The organism is Micromonospora sp. CNB394, from assembly GCF_000374985.1.
Lineage (GTDB): Bacteria > Actinomycetota > Actinomycetes > Mycobacteriales > Micromonosporaceae > Micromonospora > Micromonospora marina.
On sequence record NZ_KB895851.1, the window covers coordinates 42,383 to 57,962 of the forward strand.

The following is a 15,580-nucleotide window of genomic DNA, read 5'->3' on the forward strand; positions in this document are numbered from 1 at the left end:
CACACTATGTCCGTGATGAAGAACCGCGCCGTGCTGCGCTGGCTGGTCCCGGTGACCGCGGGGGTCGCCGTGATCGGCGGTGGCGCCGCCGTCGGCACGTTCGCCGCCGGCGCCGACCCGGCCCTGCCGCCGCGCAGCGCCGCCCAGCTCCTGGAGGACCTGCGCACGTCCCGCCTGGACGGGCTCTCCGGCACCGTGGTGCAGCGCGCCGACCTCGGCCTGCCGCCGATCGCCGCGCTCGCCGGCCGGGCCGCCGGCAACGACCTGGCCGGCCTGGTCTCCGGTACGCACACGCTGCGCGTCTGGTACGGCGGCGAGGACCGGCAGCGGCTCGCCCTGGTCGACACGCTCGGCGAACAGGACATCCTGCGCAACGGGCGCGACGTCTGGACCTGGAACAGTCGGGAGAACACCGCCACGCACCGGGTGCTGCCGGCCGACGCCCCGGAGCGGGCCACCGTGCCGGCTACCCCGGCCGACGCCGCGGACCGGGCGCTGGAGGCGATCGACCCGACCACGGCGGTCACCGTCGGCCGCACCGCGACGGTGGCCGGGCGGGACGCGTACGAGCTGGTGCTCACCCCGCGCGACACGGCGTCACTGGTGCACCAGGTCCGGATCGCGCTGGACGCGAAGGAGAAGGTGCCGCTGCGCCTGCAGGTGCTCGCCGACGGCCAGGACGAACCGGCGTTCCAGGTGGCGTTCACCCAGGTCGACTTCCGCACTCCGGAGGCGGACCAGTTCCGGTTCAACCCGCCGCCCGGGGTGAAGGTCACCGAGGCGACCGAGGGCGAGCGGCCCGCACCGGCCGGTAAGCGGTTCGATAAGGAGGACGCCGAGAAGCCGGACGTGCGTACCGTCGGCACCGGCTGGACCACCGTGGTGGTCGCCAAGATCGGCGACGCGGCGACCGGCGGCGCGAAGCCAGACGCGGACGCGCCTGATGCCCAGATGCTGGCGCAGGTGCTCGATGAACTGCCGAAGGTCAGCGGCGACTGGGGCAGCGGGCGGCTGCTCAGCGGCAAGCTGTTCAGCGTGCTGCTGACCGACGACGGCCGGGTGGTCGCCGGCCTGGTCACGCCGGAGCGGCTCTACGAGGCCGCAAAGGGCTGAGAACTGCCGTGCTCGGGGCTCGGCCGGCTGACGCCGGCCGGGCCCCGAGTCGTGTCCGGGCTTGGTCCGGTGGCGGCCGACGCGCTATCTTTCTCAGTTCAGGCACAAAAAAGGAATGGCTTCTGAATGCCATTCCTGCGGCAATTCTAGTCAATGAGGAGCCGGATTGTCAACGCACTCCGACGTGTCGGCTGACCTGGGCCAGGACGACGAGATCGGCCGGGAGCAGGAATACGTTTCGATGCTGTACGACCGGCTGGACGGTATGCGGGAACAGGCCGCCCGGCGGCTCGACGAGGAGTTGCGCCACACCGGTGGCACGCAGCAGGCCCGGTCGCAGCGCGACTCGACGGTGGCGATGTACGCCGACCAGGTCGAGCAGTTCGCCGCGGTGGAGAGCGGCCTGTGCTTCGGCCGCCTCGACGGCGACGACGACTCGGTCCGCTACATCGGCCGGATCGGGATCTTCGACACCTCCGGCGACTACGACCCGCTGCTGATGGACTGGCGCGCGCCCGCGGCCCGCCCGTTCTACCTGGCCACCGCCGCCAGCCCGCAGGGCGTACGCCGCCGGCGCCACCTGCGGACCCGGGACCGGAAGGTGACCGGGCTCAACGACGAGGTGCTGGACATCGCCGCCGCCTCCCCCACCGCCCACGAGGAGCTGACCGGCGAGGCGTCGCTGCTCGCCGCGCTCAACGCCGGGCGCACCGGCCGGATGCGGGACATCGTCGAGACCATCCAGGCCGAGCAGGACCGGATCATCCGCGCCGACCTGCCCGGCGTGATGGTGGTGCAGGGCGGGCCCGGCACCGGCAAGACCGCCGTGGCGTTGCACCGGGCCGCGTACCTGCTCTACACCCACCGCCAGCAGCTCTCCACCCGCGGCGTGCTGCTGGTCGGCCCGAACGCCACGTTCCTGCGGTACATCTCCCAGGTGCTGCCCACGCTGGCCGAGACCGGCGTGCTGCTGCGCACCCAGGCCGACCTGTTCCCCGGCGTGCACGCCCGGCGCACCGAGCCGGCCACCACCGCCGCGCTCAAGGGCCGCGCGGTGCTGGCCGACGTGCTCGCCGCGGCGGTCCGCGACCGGCAGTGGGTGCCGGACGAGCCGGTCACCATCGAGCTGCCACAGCGGGAGGTGCTGACGCTCGACCCGGAGACCGTGCGGCAGGCCCGCGACCGGGTACGCCGCACCGGCCGCCCGCACAACCTGGCCCGCGCCCTGTTCGACGTGGAGATCGTGCACGCGCTCGCCGACCAGGTGGCCGAGCGGATCGGCGCCGACCCGCTGGGCGGGGAGAACCTGCTCTCCGAGGCCGACCGCGCGGAGATCCGCCGCGAGCTGCGCGAGGAGCCGGAGATCCGGGCCGCGCTCGACGAGCTGTGGCCGGTGCTGACCCCGCAACGCCTGCTCGCCGACCTGTACGCCTCGCCGCAACGGATCGCCACCGCCGCGCCGATGCTCACCGGCACCGAACGGGCCGCGCTGCACCGCGAGCCCGGCGGCTGGACGCCCGCCGACGTGCCGCTGCTGGACGAGGCCGCCGAGCTGCTCGGCGAGGACGAGCGCGCCGCCGTCGCCCGCCGGGAGCGGATCCGGGCGCTGGAACGCGAGTACGCCGAGGGTGTGCTGGAGATCTGGCGCGGCTCCCGCTCCATCGACGTGGAGGACGAGGCCGACGGCGGTGAGATCCTCGGCGTCACCGACCTGATCGACGCCGACCGGCTCTCCGAGCGGCAGGAGGAGTCCGACCGGCTCACCACCGCCCAGCGCGCCGCCGCCGACCGCACCTGGGCGTTCGGGCACGTGATCGTCGACGAGGCGCAGGAGCTGTCCCCCATGGCGTGGCGGCTGCTGATGCGCCGCTGCCCGAGCCGGTCCATGACGATCGTCGGCGACGTGGCGCAGACCGGCGCGCTCGCGGGCACGCCGTCGTGGGACGAGGCCCTGGCGCCGTACGTGGCGGACCGGTGGCGGCTGGAGGAGCTGACGGTCAGCTACCGCACCCCGGCCGAGATCATGGCGGTCGCCGCCGACGTGCTCGCCGAGATCGACCCGGCGCTACGGCCGCCCCGCTCGGTACGCGCCACCGGCGTACCGCCGTGGGACCGGATCGTACCGGCGGACCGGCTCGGGACGGAGCTGGTCCAGGCGACGGCCCGCGAGGCCGCGTCGCTGGGCGACGGGCGGCTCGGCGTGCTGGTGCCGACCCGCCGGGTCGACGAGCTGGGCGGCGCGGTCGTGGCGGCGCTGCCGGAGGCGGCGGTGGGCGAGCAACCGGAGCTGGCGAACCGGGTGGTGGTGCTGACCACCGAGCAGGCCAAGGGCCTGGAGTTCGACTCGGTGCTGGTGGTCGACCCGGCCCGGATCGTCGCCGAGTCCCCGAGGGGCCACAGCGACCTCTACGTGGCCCTCACGAGAGCCACCCAGCGCCTGGGCATCCTCCGCACCCCCTGACAGCGATGATGTGGGAGCGGGTCACCCGCCCGTGCTCCTCACGCCCCGGTGCAAGATCGGCGCTCCTGCGCCAGATCGGGGAAGTTGCTATGTCACGCCCGCCCTGACCACACCACTTCCCCGAGGTGGCGGCGGCAGCGACCGCAGACAGGGTGGCGGGGGCGGCCGGCGGCCACCCCCGCTGCGCGTTCGTGCCGGTCAGCCCGGGTTGGGGCGGTCGTTGGTGAAGTTGCCCACCTGGGCACCGGTGGCCGAGTTGTCGCTCGTGGAACCACCGGCCGGGGTGCTCAGGCCGCCCGTGCTCGCGTCACCGGTCGTCGTCGGCGCGACCTTGCCCGGGTGCCTCTCCGGCTGGCGGGCCACCCGGCGCACACTCGCCGGGCCGGCCGTACCGCCGGTCGTGGTCACCGCACCCTGCCCCCGGGTCGGTCCGCCGTCGCGCAGCACCGTCGGGTCGACCGGCACGTCCGCCGGGTCGTCCGGGTCGAGTTCCTGCCGCACCCGCTCGACGTCGGTCTGCGGCACCGTGACCTCGTCCAGCGCACCCTCGCCGTACACGCCTCCGGCGACCCGCTGCTCGGCCCGCCGGGCGGCGTCCTGCCTCATGTCGTCCTCACGCACGTCAACCACCTCGCAGCTCTCTCGGGTATCGGTGTTGCGTGCCCGAGGGTGGGTCGCTGAAACCGGAACCGGCACCCGAACGGCCCGGCGCGTACCCGGATGTCCGGTTCGGGAACATCACGCCGACCGGCGGTTACCTTGTCTCCGGGCCCGGGTAGACCCAGGGTGCCCCCGCCAACGAGCGCGAACCGCGCCGTGGCCGACCTGCGGTAGCGGGGCGAGGGTGTGCAGGTTAACGACTCATCAAATCCTGAGGAGGACCAGATGAGCACGCAGGCTGCATCCACCAGGCCGATGAACCGGCCGATGTCCGACGTCCAGAACCGGTCGAGCATGCAGGACACGTCGACCCGGCAGATGCCGTCGATGCACGACGGTCACCGGGAGCAGATGCCGTCCCCGGGTACGGAGACGAAGCAGGCGTTCCTGACCACCGAGTTCTGGGTGTACGCCGCAGCGGTCGCGGTCGTCGTGATCGCCGCGTTCTGGCGAGGCGCCGCCACCGACGGCCTGAACATCAACAACCCGAATCAGGCCTGGTGGTACCTGACCGCGCTGACCGGCGCGTACCTGGTCAGCCGTGGCCTGTCGAAGGCGGGCAGCGCGCGCCGCTCCGGCAAGGAGCGCCGCGGACGCTGACCGCACGCCGCGCGAACGGCGACGCCCCCGGGATCCGTCCCGGGGGCGTCGTCGCATGTGCTCACTCCTCGCCGAAGTCCCCGAAGTCGTCGCCGCCCTCGAACGCGTCCTCGATCATCTCACCGGCGACCATGCCGCCGACGACACCGAGCGCGGCGCCCGCGACCACGCCGCCCATGCCCGGACCGCGCCGCCCGTGGCCGGCGTAGCCGTGATGACCCGGGTAGCCGTGGCCGCCGCCGTGCGGCATGCCGAAGCCCTGGGCCCGCAGGCTGCCGTAGCGGCCGGTGGTCTCCCGCAGCCAGCCGTCGACGACCTGCACCCAGTCGGTGCGGCCGGCGTCGCTGTGCGGGATCGAGTACCGCCCGATGGCGTCGTGCCCGGCGCTGAGGAAGCCGCCGCGCTTGTCGCACTCCAGGATCACCTCGACGCCCTGCTGGCTGGTCACGAACGTCAGCTCGACCTCGGTGACCGTCTGCGCGTACTGCGGCGCGGCGAAGAACTCGATCTCCTGGTAGAACGGCAGCGTCTGCGGCACGCCGTAGATGTGGCCCCGCTCCAGGTCGGCGTGCTTGAACCGGAAGCCGAGCGCCTGGAACGCCTCCAGGATCCGCTCGTGGATCGGCAGCGGGTGCACCGACACCTGGTCCAGGTCCGACTTGTCGACCGCGCGGGCCACCGCCAACTCGGTCCGCAGGCCCATGGTCATGCCGTGCAGGCGCTGGCCGTACACGTCGGTGATCGGGGTCTCCCACGGCACCGGCATCTGGAACGGGATGGAGAGCTGCTGCTTCGGTGCCAGCTCGAAGGCGCCGCTGACCGGCATCCGGTGGAACTCCATCACGCCCGCGAACTCGTGGTCGCCGCTCTCGATCTCGACCCGGGTCACCAGACCGACGGCGATCTGCTCGATGCGGGCCGGGGCGTCGCCGCCGACCAGGTTCACGTGCCCGTCCAGGGCCAGGCCCGGCCGGGTGTTCGGGTTGGTGAGCACCGTGTCGACGCTCGGACCGCCCACGCCGAACGCGCTCAACATCTTCTTGAAGACCATCGGTCACTCCCTGCGACTGCGCTCCGACATGGACCGTCGAGCGCCTCGTCAGGGCACCCTAGACGGTGGGGCTGAGAAGTGCCTGTGAGGCGCGCCGTGGCCTCAGTCCGTCCGGACCACCACCAGCTCGCCGACCTGCTCACCGAGCTGCCGGCGGGCCTCTGGCGGCAGGCCGGCGTCGGTGATCAGCAGGTCGGCCTCCTCCAGCGGCGCGATTGTCGCGATGCCGATGGTCTCCCACTTGGTGTGGTCGGCCAGCACCACCAGCCGGCGCGCGGACCCGATCAGCCGCCGGTTCACCGCCGCCTCCAGCAGGTTGGGCGTGGTGAAGCCGGTACGCGGGCTCATCCCGTGCACGCCGAGGAACAGCAGGTCGACGTTGAGCGCGGCGATGGCCGCCTCGGCGACCGGGCCGGTCAGCGCGTCCGACGGGGTACGGATGCCACCGGTCAGCACCACTGTCTGGTCGGCGCGGGGATTCTGGTAGAGCGCGTCGGCGACCGGGATCGAGTTGGTGACCACCGTCAGCCCGCGTATCTCGGCCAGCCGGGCGGCCAGCGCGGCGGTGGTGGTGCCGGCGGACAACGCGACCGCCATTCCCGGCTCGACCAGCCCGGCGGCCCGCTCCACGATGGCGCGCTTCTCGGCCTGCTGGCGCACCGACTTGGCGGCGAAGCCGGGTTCCTCGGTGGAGCCGGGTCCGGCGAGCGTCGCGCCGCCGTGCACCTTGTCGATCAGGCCGCGGTCGGCCAGCACCTCCAGGTCCCGGCGGATGGTCATGTCGGACACGCCGAAGCGGCTGACCAGGTGACTGACCCGGACGCCGCCGCGCTGGCGGATCAACTCCAGGATGGCGCTCTGCCGTTGCTGGGCGAGCATGGGAACCTCCTCGGCGCGAACGGCCACGTACCGGTCAGGCGGTGGCGGGCACCGGCGCGGGCTGTTCGCGGACCACCGCCACCTCACCCGCCGGCACCTCCAGCTCGCCGTCGCAGCGGGTGCCGCCGAGCAGCTCGACGCCGCTGACCGCCAGCCGAACCGGCCGGCCGGTGTGGTTGACCACGAACAGCCAGCTCCGGTCCGCCGAGCGGCGGCGGACCACCTCCACCCCGGCCGGCGCGCCGACCGGCGGGCGTACGCCGGTCTCGGTGAGCAACCTTGCCACCAGCCGGTCGGTGGCGTCGTCGTCGAGCCGGGTGCCGACGTACCAGGCGGCGCCCGCGCCGACCGCGTGCCGGGTCAGTGCCGGCACGCCGGGCAGGGGCCCGTCGGTGTACGCGGCCAGCACCTCAGCGCCCTCCGCGTGCAGCCACTCGGTCCACACGTCGGCGTGGGCGCCGTCGTCGAGGTGTACCGTCTCGCCGTCGCGCAGCGGGAAGAACTCCTCGACGCGTACGCCGAGCAGGTCGCGGAACGCGCCGGGGTAGCCGCCGAGCCGGATGTGGTCGTGCTCGTCGACGATGCCACTGAAGTAGGTGACCACAGCCGTGCCGCCGCCCTCCACGAACCGGCGCAGCGCTGCGGCGTCGGCGTCGCGGACGAGGTAGAGCGTCGGCGCCAGGACCAGCCGGTAGCGGGACAGGTCGGCCGACGGGTGCACCACGTCGGCGGTGATCCCGGCCCGCCACAGCGCGGCGTGCAGCGCCGACAGCCGATCGGTGTACGTGACGTCGACGCTCGGGTGGGAGTCGAGTTCGGCGCCCCACCACGCCTCGTAGTCGAACAGGATCGCCACGTCGGCGTCGACTCGGCTGCCGCGTACCTCCGCGAGCGCGCGCAGGTCGGCGCCGAGCCGGCAGACCTCGCGGAACACCTTGGTGTCCGGCCCGGCGTGCGGCACCAGCGCGGAGTGGAACTTCTCCGCGCCGGCCCGGGAGGCCCGCCACTGGAAGAACAGCACACCGTCGGCGCCGCGCGCGACGTGGGCGAGGCTGTTGCGGCGCATCTGGCCGGGTGTCTTCGCCACGTTGCGGGGCTGCCAGTTGACGGCGCTGGTGGAGTGCTCCATCAGCAGCCACGGCGCACCACCGGCGACGCCCCGGGTGTGGTCGGCGGCCAGCGCCAGGTTGACCTGCGGCTGCGGGTCGGCGGCGGTGAGGTAGTGGTCGTTGGCGACCACGTCCACGTCGGCGGCCCAGGAGTGGTAGTCCAGGTACTTGATGCCGGTGCCGATCATGAAGTTCGTGGTGACCGGCTGCGGGACGAGCCGGTTCAGCAGTTCCCGCTCGGCCCGCAGCTGGGCGCGCTGCTCGTCGGAGGAGAAGCGCAGGAAGTCCAGTTGCTGGGTGGGGTTGGCGAACGTCGGCGCGGTACGCGGCGGGTTGATCTCGGCCCAGTCGTGGTAGCGCTGGCTCCAGAAGGCGGTGCCCCAGGCCGCGTTGAGCGAGTCCAGGTCGCCGTAGCGCTCGCGCAGCCAGCCGCGGAACGACTCGGCGCTGACGTCGCAGTAGCAGTGCACGTTGTGGCAGCCGAGTTCGTTGGAGACGTGCCAGAGCACGACGGCGGGGTGCCGCGCGTACCGGCGGGCGACGGCCTCGACCAGGGCGAGCGAGTGGCCCCGGAACACCGGCGAGCTGGGGCAGTACGCCTGCCGGCCGCCGGGCCAGAGCACCGTGCCGTCGGCGCGGCGTGGCAGCGTCTCCGGGTGCCGGTGCGCGAGCCACGGTGGTGGACTGGCGGTGGCGGTGGCCAGGTCGACGCCGATGCCGCCGTCGTGCAGCAGGTCGATCGCCCGGTCCAGCCAGTCGAAGACGTACCGGCCGGGGGCGGGCTCCAGCAGGGCCCAGGAGAAGATCCCGACCGAGACGAGGTTGACCCCGGCGCGTCGCATGAGGTCGATGTCCTCGGCCCACGTCTGCTCGGGCCACTGCTCCGGGTTGTAGTCCGCGCCGTACCAGATGCCTTCGCCGTGCCAGTTCCGCATGACAGCAGAGGTTGCCCTCGAACAGCACCCAAGTCAACACTTTCCAACATCGACTGAAGTTCCAACGTTTACCGGGACTTTGCGCCGCCTGACCGCCGGCAGCGTCGCCTTTTTGCCCCCTTGACAGCGCCACGCCAAGGGGTAGCTTCAAGCGCCACCGGCTGTTTGTGTTCGGACGTGTGGATTCTCGGTGGATCTACCGCTACCGACATGAACACCGGCCACCGCCAACGATCACGGTCCATGAGCGCAGCGCACCTCTTCCCCGCAGGAGGCACCATGTCCCGTCCCCGCTCGCAAGCCGAATACCTCGCCCGGCTCGTACCCCCGTCCGTCGCCGGCCTGAACCGGCGTTCGCTGCTCGCCGGCGCGGCCGGCGCGGGAGCGCTGCTCGGCACCGGTCTGCTGGCCGGTTGCGGCGACTCCGACTCCGGGTCCGGCGGCGACGCCACGAGCGTCTCCCTCGGCTCGAACCAGTCGGACCCGAAACCCAAGGACGTCGTCGCGAAGGTGATGGACGGCTTCAAGACGTCCTCCGGCGTGACCGTCGACATCAACACGGTCGACCACAACACGTTCCAGGAGAACATCAACAACTACCTCCAGGGCAAGCCGGACGACGTGTTCACCTGGTTCGCCGGCTACCGGATGCGGTTCTTCGCCGCCAAGGGCCTGGCCGGTGACCTCAGCGACGTGTGGGGCAAGCTCGACGGCTACTCCGACGCGTTCAAGAAGGCGTCCACCGGCGACGACGGCAAGCAGTACTTCGTGCCGGCGTCGTACTACCCGTGGGCGGTCTTCTACCGCAAGTCGGTGTGGCAGCAGCGCGGCTACGAGGTGCCCCGGACGCTCGACGACCTGAACACGCTCGGCGCGCGGATGAAGAAGGACGGCCTGGACCCGATCGCGTTCGCCGACAAGGACGGCTGGCCGGCGATGGGCACGTTCGACATCCTCAACCTGCGGATCAACGGCTACCAGTTCCACATCGACCTGATGGCCGGCAAGGAGGCGTGGACCTCCGACAAGGTGAAGAAGGTCTTCGACACCTGGGCCGGGCTGCTCCCCCTGCACCAGCCGGACTCGCTCGGCCGCACCTGGCAGGAGGCGGCCCAGTCGCTGCAGCAGAAGAAGAGCGGCATGTACCTGCTCGGCCTGTTCGTCGGCCAGCAGTTCAGCGGCGCCGACCTGGAGGACCTGGACTTCTTCACGTTCCCCGAGATCGACTCCTCGATCGGCGCGAAGGCGCTGGACGCCCCGATCGACGGCTACATGATGGCCCGCAAGCCGAAGTCCCAGGACGCGGCGCAGAAACTGCTGACGTACCTGGGTTCGAAGGAGGCGGCGGACATCACCGTCAAGAACGACCCGAGCACGCTGGTCGCGAACAGCGGCGCGGACACCGGCGCCTACACCGCCCTGCAGAAGAAGGCGGCCGAGCTGGTCGGCTCCGCCACCGAGATCGCCCAGTTCCTCGACCGGGACACCCGGCCGGACTTCGCCTCCACCGTGATCATCCCGGCGCTGCAGCAGTTCATCAAGGACCCGAAGGACATCAGCGGGCTGCTCACCAGCATCGAGAACCAGAAGAAGTCGATCTTCACCAGCTGACGGCGGAAGGGGGAAGGACACCATGTCCGACCTGCCCCTGATCCAAGCGGATCGCGCCGTGCCGCCGCCGGCCGCGACCACCACCGGTGGTCGCGGTCGCCGGCTACGGCTCCTGTCCCGCACCGACCGCGTGGTGATCACGCTGATGGTGCTGGTACCCCTGCTGCTCGTCACCGGGCTGGTCTGGCTGCCCGCGGTGGCGACGGTGCTGCTCTCCGGCACGAACTGGGACGGCATCGGCCCGGTCTCCGAAATCGAATGGGTAGGGGCCAAGAACTACGACGACGTGGTGAACATCTACCCCCCGTTCGTCCCCGCCGTGCAGAACAACCTGCTCTGGCTGGCCGCGCTGTTCGTGGTGGCCACCCCGTTCGGCATGTTCCTCGCCGTGCTGCTCGACAAGGAGATTCGCGGCAGCCGCTTCTACCAGACCGCGCTCTACCTGCCGGTGGTGCTGTCGCTGGCGCTCATCGGCTTCGTCTGGCAGCTCATCTACAGCCGCGACCAAGGACTGCTCAACGGCGTGTTCGGCGGCGACACCGACTGGTACGGCGACCCGGACGTCAACATCTGGGCCGTGCTCGTGGCGGCCGGCTGGCGGCACGTCGGCTACATCATGCTGCTCTACCTGGCCGGCCTCAAGGGCGTCGACCTGTCGCTGCGGGAGGCCGCCGCAGTGGACGGCTCCTCGGAGACCAGCACGTTCTTCCGGGTCGTCTTCCCGGTGATGCGCCCGATCAACATCATCGTGCTGGTGGTGACGGTGATCGAGTCGCTGCGCGCGTTCGACCTGGTCTGGGTCATCAACAAGGGCCGCAACGGGCTGGAACTGATCTCCGCACTGGTCACCCAGAACGTCGTGGGCGAGGCCAGCCGGATCGGCTTCGGCTCGGCGCTGGCCACCATCATGCTGGCCGTCTCGCTGGTCTTCATCACCATCTACCTCTGGACCGTGATGCGGGAGGACAAGCGATGACCGCCGTCTCCACCGGCCGCCGCCGCCCCGTGCGGCCCGGCCGGGTCGTCCTGCACCTGTTCCTGGGTACGGTCGCCGTGGGCTGGCTGTTCCCCATCCTCTGGGCGGTGCTCACCTCGTTCCGCTCCTACGAGTACACGGCCGTGAACGGCTACGTGTCGCTCGGCGGCTGGACGATCGACAACTACGTCACCGCCTGGCGTACCGCCGAGTTCGGCAAGCACTTCCTCAACTCGGCGTACATCACGATCCCGGCGGTGCTGCTGACGTTGTTCCTCGCCTCGTGCGTGGCGTTCGTGATCGCCCGGTTCAGCTGGAAGCTCAACATCGCGCTGCTCGGCCTGTTCACCGCGGCGAACCTGCTGCCGCAGCAGGCGCTGCTCATCCCGCTGTTCCGGATGTTCACCGAGATCCCGCTGCCGGCCTGGATGAGCGACTCGGAGCTGCTGTACGACAGCTACTGGGGGCTGATCCTGGTCAACGTGGCGTTCCAGTGCGGCTTCTGCGTGTTCGTGCTCAGCAACTACATGAAGGCGCTGCCGCACGAGCTGTACGAGGCCGCGATGGTCGACGGGGCGAACGTGTGGCGGCAGTACTGGCAGGTGACGATGCCGCTGTGCCGTCCGGCGCTCGCCGCGCTCGCGACGCTGGAGGTCACCTGGATCTACAACGAGTTCTTCTGGGCCACAGTGCTCATGCGGACCGGCGACAAGTTCCCCGTCACGAGTTCGCTGAACAACCTGCGCGGCGAGTTCTTCACCGACAACAACCTGGTCTCCGCCGGTTCGGTGCTGGTCGCGATCCCCACCCTGGTGATCTTCTTCCTGCTGCAGAAGCAGTTCGTCCGGGGTCTGACGCTGGGAGCCTCGAAGGGATGACGATCGTCCACCTGCGCCGCGCGCGGACCAGCCTGGTGCTCGACGCGCGCGGCCCGGGCCTGCCCCGGGTCGTGCACTGGGGCGCCGACCTCGGCCCGCTGCCCGACGGGGATCTGCCCGCGCTGGCCGACGCCACCATGCCGCCGGTCGTGCCGAGCAGCTTCGACGCGCCCACGGTGCTGTCGCTGCTGCCCGAGGCGAGCGCCGGGTGGAGCGGGCGGCCCGGTCTCGCCGGTCACCGCGACGGCCGGGACTGGTCCACGGCGTTCCGCCTCACCGGCCTCGACGTGCACGACGACCTCGCCGCGCCGCCTGAGCTGTTAGGAGGGGACCCTTTACCTGCACCAGGCGTTAACAGGGGGCCCTTCCTTACCGCAGGGCGGGTGGTGGTGCGGGCGGCGGACCCGGACGCGGGGTTGAGCCTGAGCGTCGAGATCACGCTGGACGCGGCGGGCGTGCTGACGCTGCGGCACCGGCTGCGCAACGACGGCGACGGCCGGTACGAGCTGCGGGAACTGACGCCGGTGCTGCCGGTGCCGGCGGTCGCCACCGAACTGCTCGACCTGACCGGGCGGTGGTGCCGGGAACGCGCGCCGCAGCGGCACCCGTGGCCGATGGGCGCGTGGGTACGCGAGGGGCGGCACGGCCGCACCGGCCACGACGCCACGCTGCTGCTGGTCACCGGCACCGCCGGGTTCGGCTTCCGGCACGGCGAGGTGTGGGCGGTGCACACCGCGTGGAGCGGCGACCACGTCACCGCCGCCGAACGTCGCCCCACCGGTGAGTCCACGCTCGGCGGCGGTGAACTGCTGGCGCCGGGCGAGGTCGTGCTGGAGCCGGGCGAGGAGTACGTCACTCCCCTGCTCTACGCGGCGCACTCCGCCGACGGGCTGGACGGGCTCAGCGAGGCGCTGCACACGCACCTGCGGGCCCGCCCGTCGCACCCGCGCACACCGCGGCCGGTGACGTTGAACGTGTGGGAGGCGGTCTACTTCGACCACGACCTGAACCGGCTGCGGGCGCTCGCCGACGCGGCCGCCGAGGTCGGTGTGGAACGCTTCGTGCTCGACGACGGCTGGTTCCGCGGGCGGCGGCACGACCAGGCCGGGCTCGGTGACTGGTGGGTCGACGGCGACGTCTGGCCGGACGGGTTGCAGCCGCTGATCGACCACGTACGCGGGCACGGCATGCAGTTCGGGCTCTGGGTGGAGCCGGAGATGGTCAACCCCGACTCCGACCTGTTCCGCGCCCACCCGGACTGGGTGCTCCAGGCGCCGGGCCGGCTGCCGCCGCCGTGGCGGCACCAGCAGGTGCTCGACCTGGCCCACCCGGACGCGTACGCGTACCTGCTCAAACGGCTCGACGCGGTGCTGGGCGAGCACGACGGGATCGCGTACCTGAAGTGGGACCACAACCGCGACCTCACCGAAGCCGGGCACGGCGGACGGCCCGGGGTGCACGCGCAGACCCTGGCGGTGTACCGGCTGCTGGACGAGCTGCGCGCCCGGCACCCGGACGTCGAGATCGAGAGCTGCTCGTCCGGCGGCGCCCGGGTCGACCTGGAGATCCTGCGCCGCACCGACCGGGTCTGGGCCAGCGACTGCAACGACGCGCTGGAACGGCTGTCCATCCAGCGCTGGACCGGCCTGCTGCTGCCGCCGGAGCTGATCGGCACGCACATCGGGCCGGAGCGCTCGCACACCACGCACCGCGTGCACGACCTGGGTTTCCGGGCGGTCACCGCGCTGTTCGGCCACCACGGCATCGAGTGGGACATCAGCGCGATCGAGCCCGGCGAGCGGGCCGAACTCACCGCCTGGGTGGCGCTTCACAAGCGGCTGCGTCCGCTGCTGCACGGCGGCCGGGTGGTGCGGGTCGACCACCCGGACACGGCCGTGCAGGCCCACGGCGTGGTCGCCCACGACAGCTCCCACGCGGTGTACGCGGTCAGCCGGGTCGCCACGTCGGCGGCGCAGGTGCCGGGCGCGGTGCGGCTGCCCGGGCTGGACCCGGCCCGGCGCTACCGGGTCCGCCCGCCCGACGGGGCGCCCGAGCCGGCGCTTCTGGAGCTGTCCCCGCCGGGCTGGCTGGCCTGGCCGGGTGATGGCGTCACGGTGAGCGGTTCGGTGCTGGGTTCGGTGGGCCTGCAACTGCCGGCTCTGCACCCCGAACAGGCCCTCCTGCTGGAGGTCGTCGCGGCCTAGCGGAACAGGTGGGCGTGCTCGGCCGCCCAGTCGTCGAAGCTGCGCGGCGGGCGGCCGATGAGGTCCGCGACGCTGGGGCGCTGGGCGTATGTCCACGCGGTCAGCTCGTCGAACCGCAGGTGGTACTCGCGCAGGGCGTACAGGGTCACGTCGATGCCGCTGTCGGTCCAGCCGTGCCGTCGCCAGATCGCCCGGCTGTCCTCGGGGGACACCTCGACGCCGGTGATCTCACACCCGATGGCCCGGCCGATGCCCGCCAGGCGGGACCGGGTGCTGATCGGCGGCCCGACCGCCTCCAGCACGGCGCCCACGTGGTCGTCGGTCCGCATCGCGACGGCGGCGACGGCGGCGAGGTCGTCCTCGTGGATGAACGGGTACTGGCCGCTTTCGAGGAGCGCCTCCCGTACGGTGCGCTCGCCGCGGATCGTCTCCGGCCAGTCCGACCCGGTGGCGGGGTAGGTGCCCTCGATCGCCGCGCCCATCACCGCGGACGGGCGGATGTGCGTCCAGCGCAGGCCCGATCGCTCGACCGTCTGCTCGATGGCCAGCCAGAACCAGTTCTCGGGCGGGTAGTCCGGCTCGTACTCGGTGCCGTGCGAGGACAGCACCACCACCTTGGTGGTCCCGGCGTCGCGGGCCAGCCACACCACGTCCGACGTCGTGTCGGCCACGGCTCCGGCGAGGAAGACCGTCCCGACGCCGGCGAAGACCGCGGCATGGTCCAGGGGACGGGTGATCGAGCCTTCGACAAGGTCCACGTCGTCGGGCCAGCCGTCGGTCTGACCGGGTTCGGCCAACACCCGTACCCGGTCACCGGCGTCCAGAAGGCGCCGGGCCAGGCACCGCCCGACGATGCCGGTGGGACTGCTGCCGGCGTCCTTGCGGGGAGCGACGGCGGTGATCAGATGCAGCGGCGCGCGGTCGGCGTGCGCGACGGGGATGACTCGGCGCAAGGCAAGACCCTCCTGGACGACAGGTGGGGATCTTGCGCCGCCCTCGACGCCGAGGACGGTTGCGGATCCGGTGGACTCAACCAACCCTCGGTAGAGGGCCGGTCAATCACCGATCCGCCACCGCCCCGCCCGCGCCCCGTGATCAAGGAG

At 71.9% G+C, this 15,580-nt stretch carries 12 protein-coding genes; 7 read left to right on the forward strand and 5 right to left on the reverse strand.

What is annotated here, in order from left to right; translation table 11 throughout:
• Nucleotides 1-6: 6 nt before the first annotated feature.
• Entirely contained in the window at nucleotides 7-1,113 is a 1,107-nt protein-coding gene (locus C569_RS0123425) for a sigma-E factor regulatory protein RseB domain-containing protein (protein WP_018788178.1), read from the forward strand.
• Nucleotides 1,114-1,354: 241 nt separating this feature from the next.
• On the forward strand, nucleotides 1,355-3,574 hold the full coding sequence (locus C569_RS0123430; protein ID WP_196806769.1) for an AAA family ATPase: 2,220 nt from the start codon (nucleotides 1,355-1,357) through the stop codon (nucleotides 3,572-3,574).
• Nucleotides 3,575-3,772: 198 nt separating this feature from the next.
• On the opposite strand, the gene C569_RS0123435 is transcribed toward C569_RS0123430, so the two are convergent.
• Nucleotides 3,773-4,195 (reverse strand): hypothetical protein, encoded by a 423-nt coding sequence (locus tag C569_RS0123435; RefSeq protein ID WP_018788180.1) that lies wholly within the window; start codon nucleotides 4,193-4,195, stop codon nucleotides 3,773-3,775.
• 264 nt (nucleotides 4,196-4,459) lie between these two features.
• On the opposite strand from C569_RS0123435, the gene C569_RS0123440 reads away from it, so the two are divergent.
• On the forward strand, nucleotides 4,460-4,834 hold the full coding sequence (locus tag C569_RS0123440) for a hypothetical protein (protein ID WP_036346738.1): 375 nt from the start codon (nucleotides 4,460-4,462) through the stop codon (nucleotides 4,832-4,834).
• Nucleotides 4,835-4,895: 61 nt separating this feature from the next.
• Here C569_RS0123440 and C569_RS0123445 read toward each other — a convergent pair whose 3' ends face one another.
• From C569_RS0123445 to C569_RS0123455, 3 genes are all read right to left on the reverse strand, one after another.
• Nucleotides 4,896-5,885 (reverse strand): sporulation protein, encoded by a 990-nt coding sequence (locus C569_RS0123445; protein ID WP_018788182.1) that lies wholly within the window; start codon nucleotides 5,883-5,885, stop codon nucleotides 4,896-4,898.
• Between the two features lie 102 nt (nucleotides 5,886-5,987).
• On the reverse strand, nucleotides 5,988-6,764 hold the full coding sequence (locus C569_RS0123450) for a DeoR/GlpR family DNA-binding transcription regulator (RefSeq protein WP_018788183.1): 777 nt from the start codon (nucleotides 6,762-6,764) through the stop codon (nucleotides 5,988-5,990).
• A 34-nt stretch (nucleotides 6,765-6,798) separates the two neighbouring features.
• Entirely contained in the window at nucleotides 6,799-8,808 is a 2,010-nt protein-coding gene (locus C569_RS0123455; RefSeq protein ID WP_018788184.1) for a beta-galactosidase, read from the reverse strand.
• A 243-nt stretch (nucleotides 8,809-9,051) separates the two neighbouring features.
• Here C569_RS0123455 and C569_RS0123460 point away from each other — a divergent pair, with 243 nt between their 5' ends.
• From C569_RS0123460 to C569_RS0123475, 4 genes are read left to right on the forward strand one after another with little or no spacing between them, the layout of a single operon-like run.
• Nucleotides 9,052-10,419 (forward strand): ABC transporter substrate-binding protein, encoded by a 1,368-nt coding sequence (locus C569_RS0123460; protein WP_231394875.1) that lies wholly within the window; start codon nucleotides 9,052-9,054, stop codon nucleotides 10,417-10,419.
• A gap of 22 nt (nucleotides 10,420-10,441) precedes the next feature.
• Entirely contained in the window at nucleotides 10,442-11,395 is a 954-nt protein-coding gene (locus tag C569_RS0123465) for a carbohydrate ABC transporter permease (RefSeq protein ID WP_018788186.1), read from the forward strand.
• Nucleotides 11,392-12,273 (forward strand): carbohydrate ABC transporter permease, encoded by an 882-nt coding sequence (locus C569_RS0123470; RefSeq protein ID WP_018788187.1) that lies wholly within the window; start codon nucleotides 11,392-11,394, stop codon nucleotides 12,271-12,273. The genes C569_RS0123465 and C569_RS0123470 overlap by 4 nt, the downstream gene beginning before the upstream one ends.
• Nucleotides 12,270-14,477 (forward strand): alpha-galactosidase, encoded by a 2,208-nt coding sequence (locus C569_RS0123475; RefSeq protein WP_018788188.1) that lies wholly within the window; start codon nucleotides 12,270-12,272, stop codon nucleotides 14,475-14,477. The genes C569_RS0123470 and C569_RS0123475 overlap by 4 nt, the downstream gene beginning before the upstream one ends.
• Here the strand turns inward: C569_RS0123475 and C569_RS0123480 are convergent.
• On the reverse strand, nucleotides 14,474-15,430 hold the full coding sequence (locus C569_RS0123480; protein ID WP_018788189.1) for an SDR family oxidoreductase: 957 nt from the start codon (nucleotides 15,428-15,430) through the stop codon (nucleotides 14,474-14,476). The two genes, C569_RS0123475 and C569_RS0123480, sit on opposite strands and share 4 nt — an antisense overlap.
• Nucleotides 15,431-15,580 lie beyond the last annotated feature (150 nt).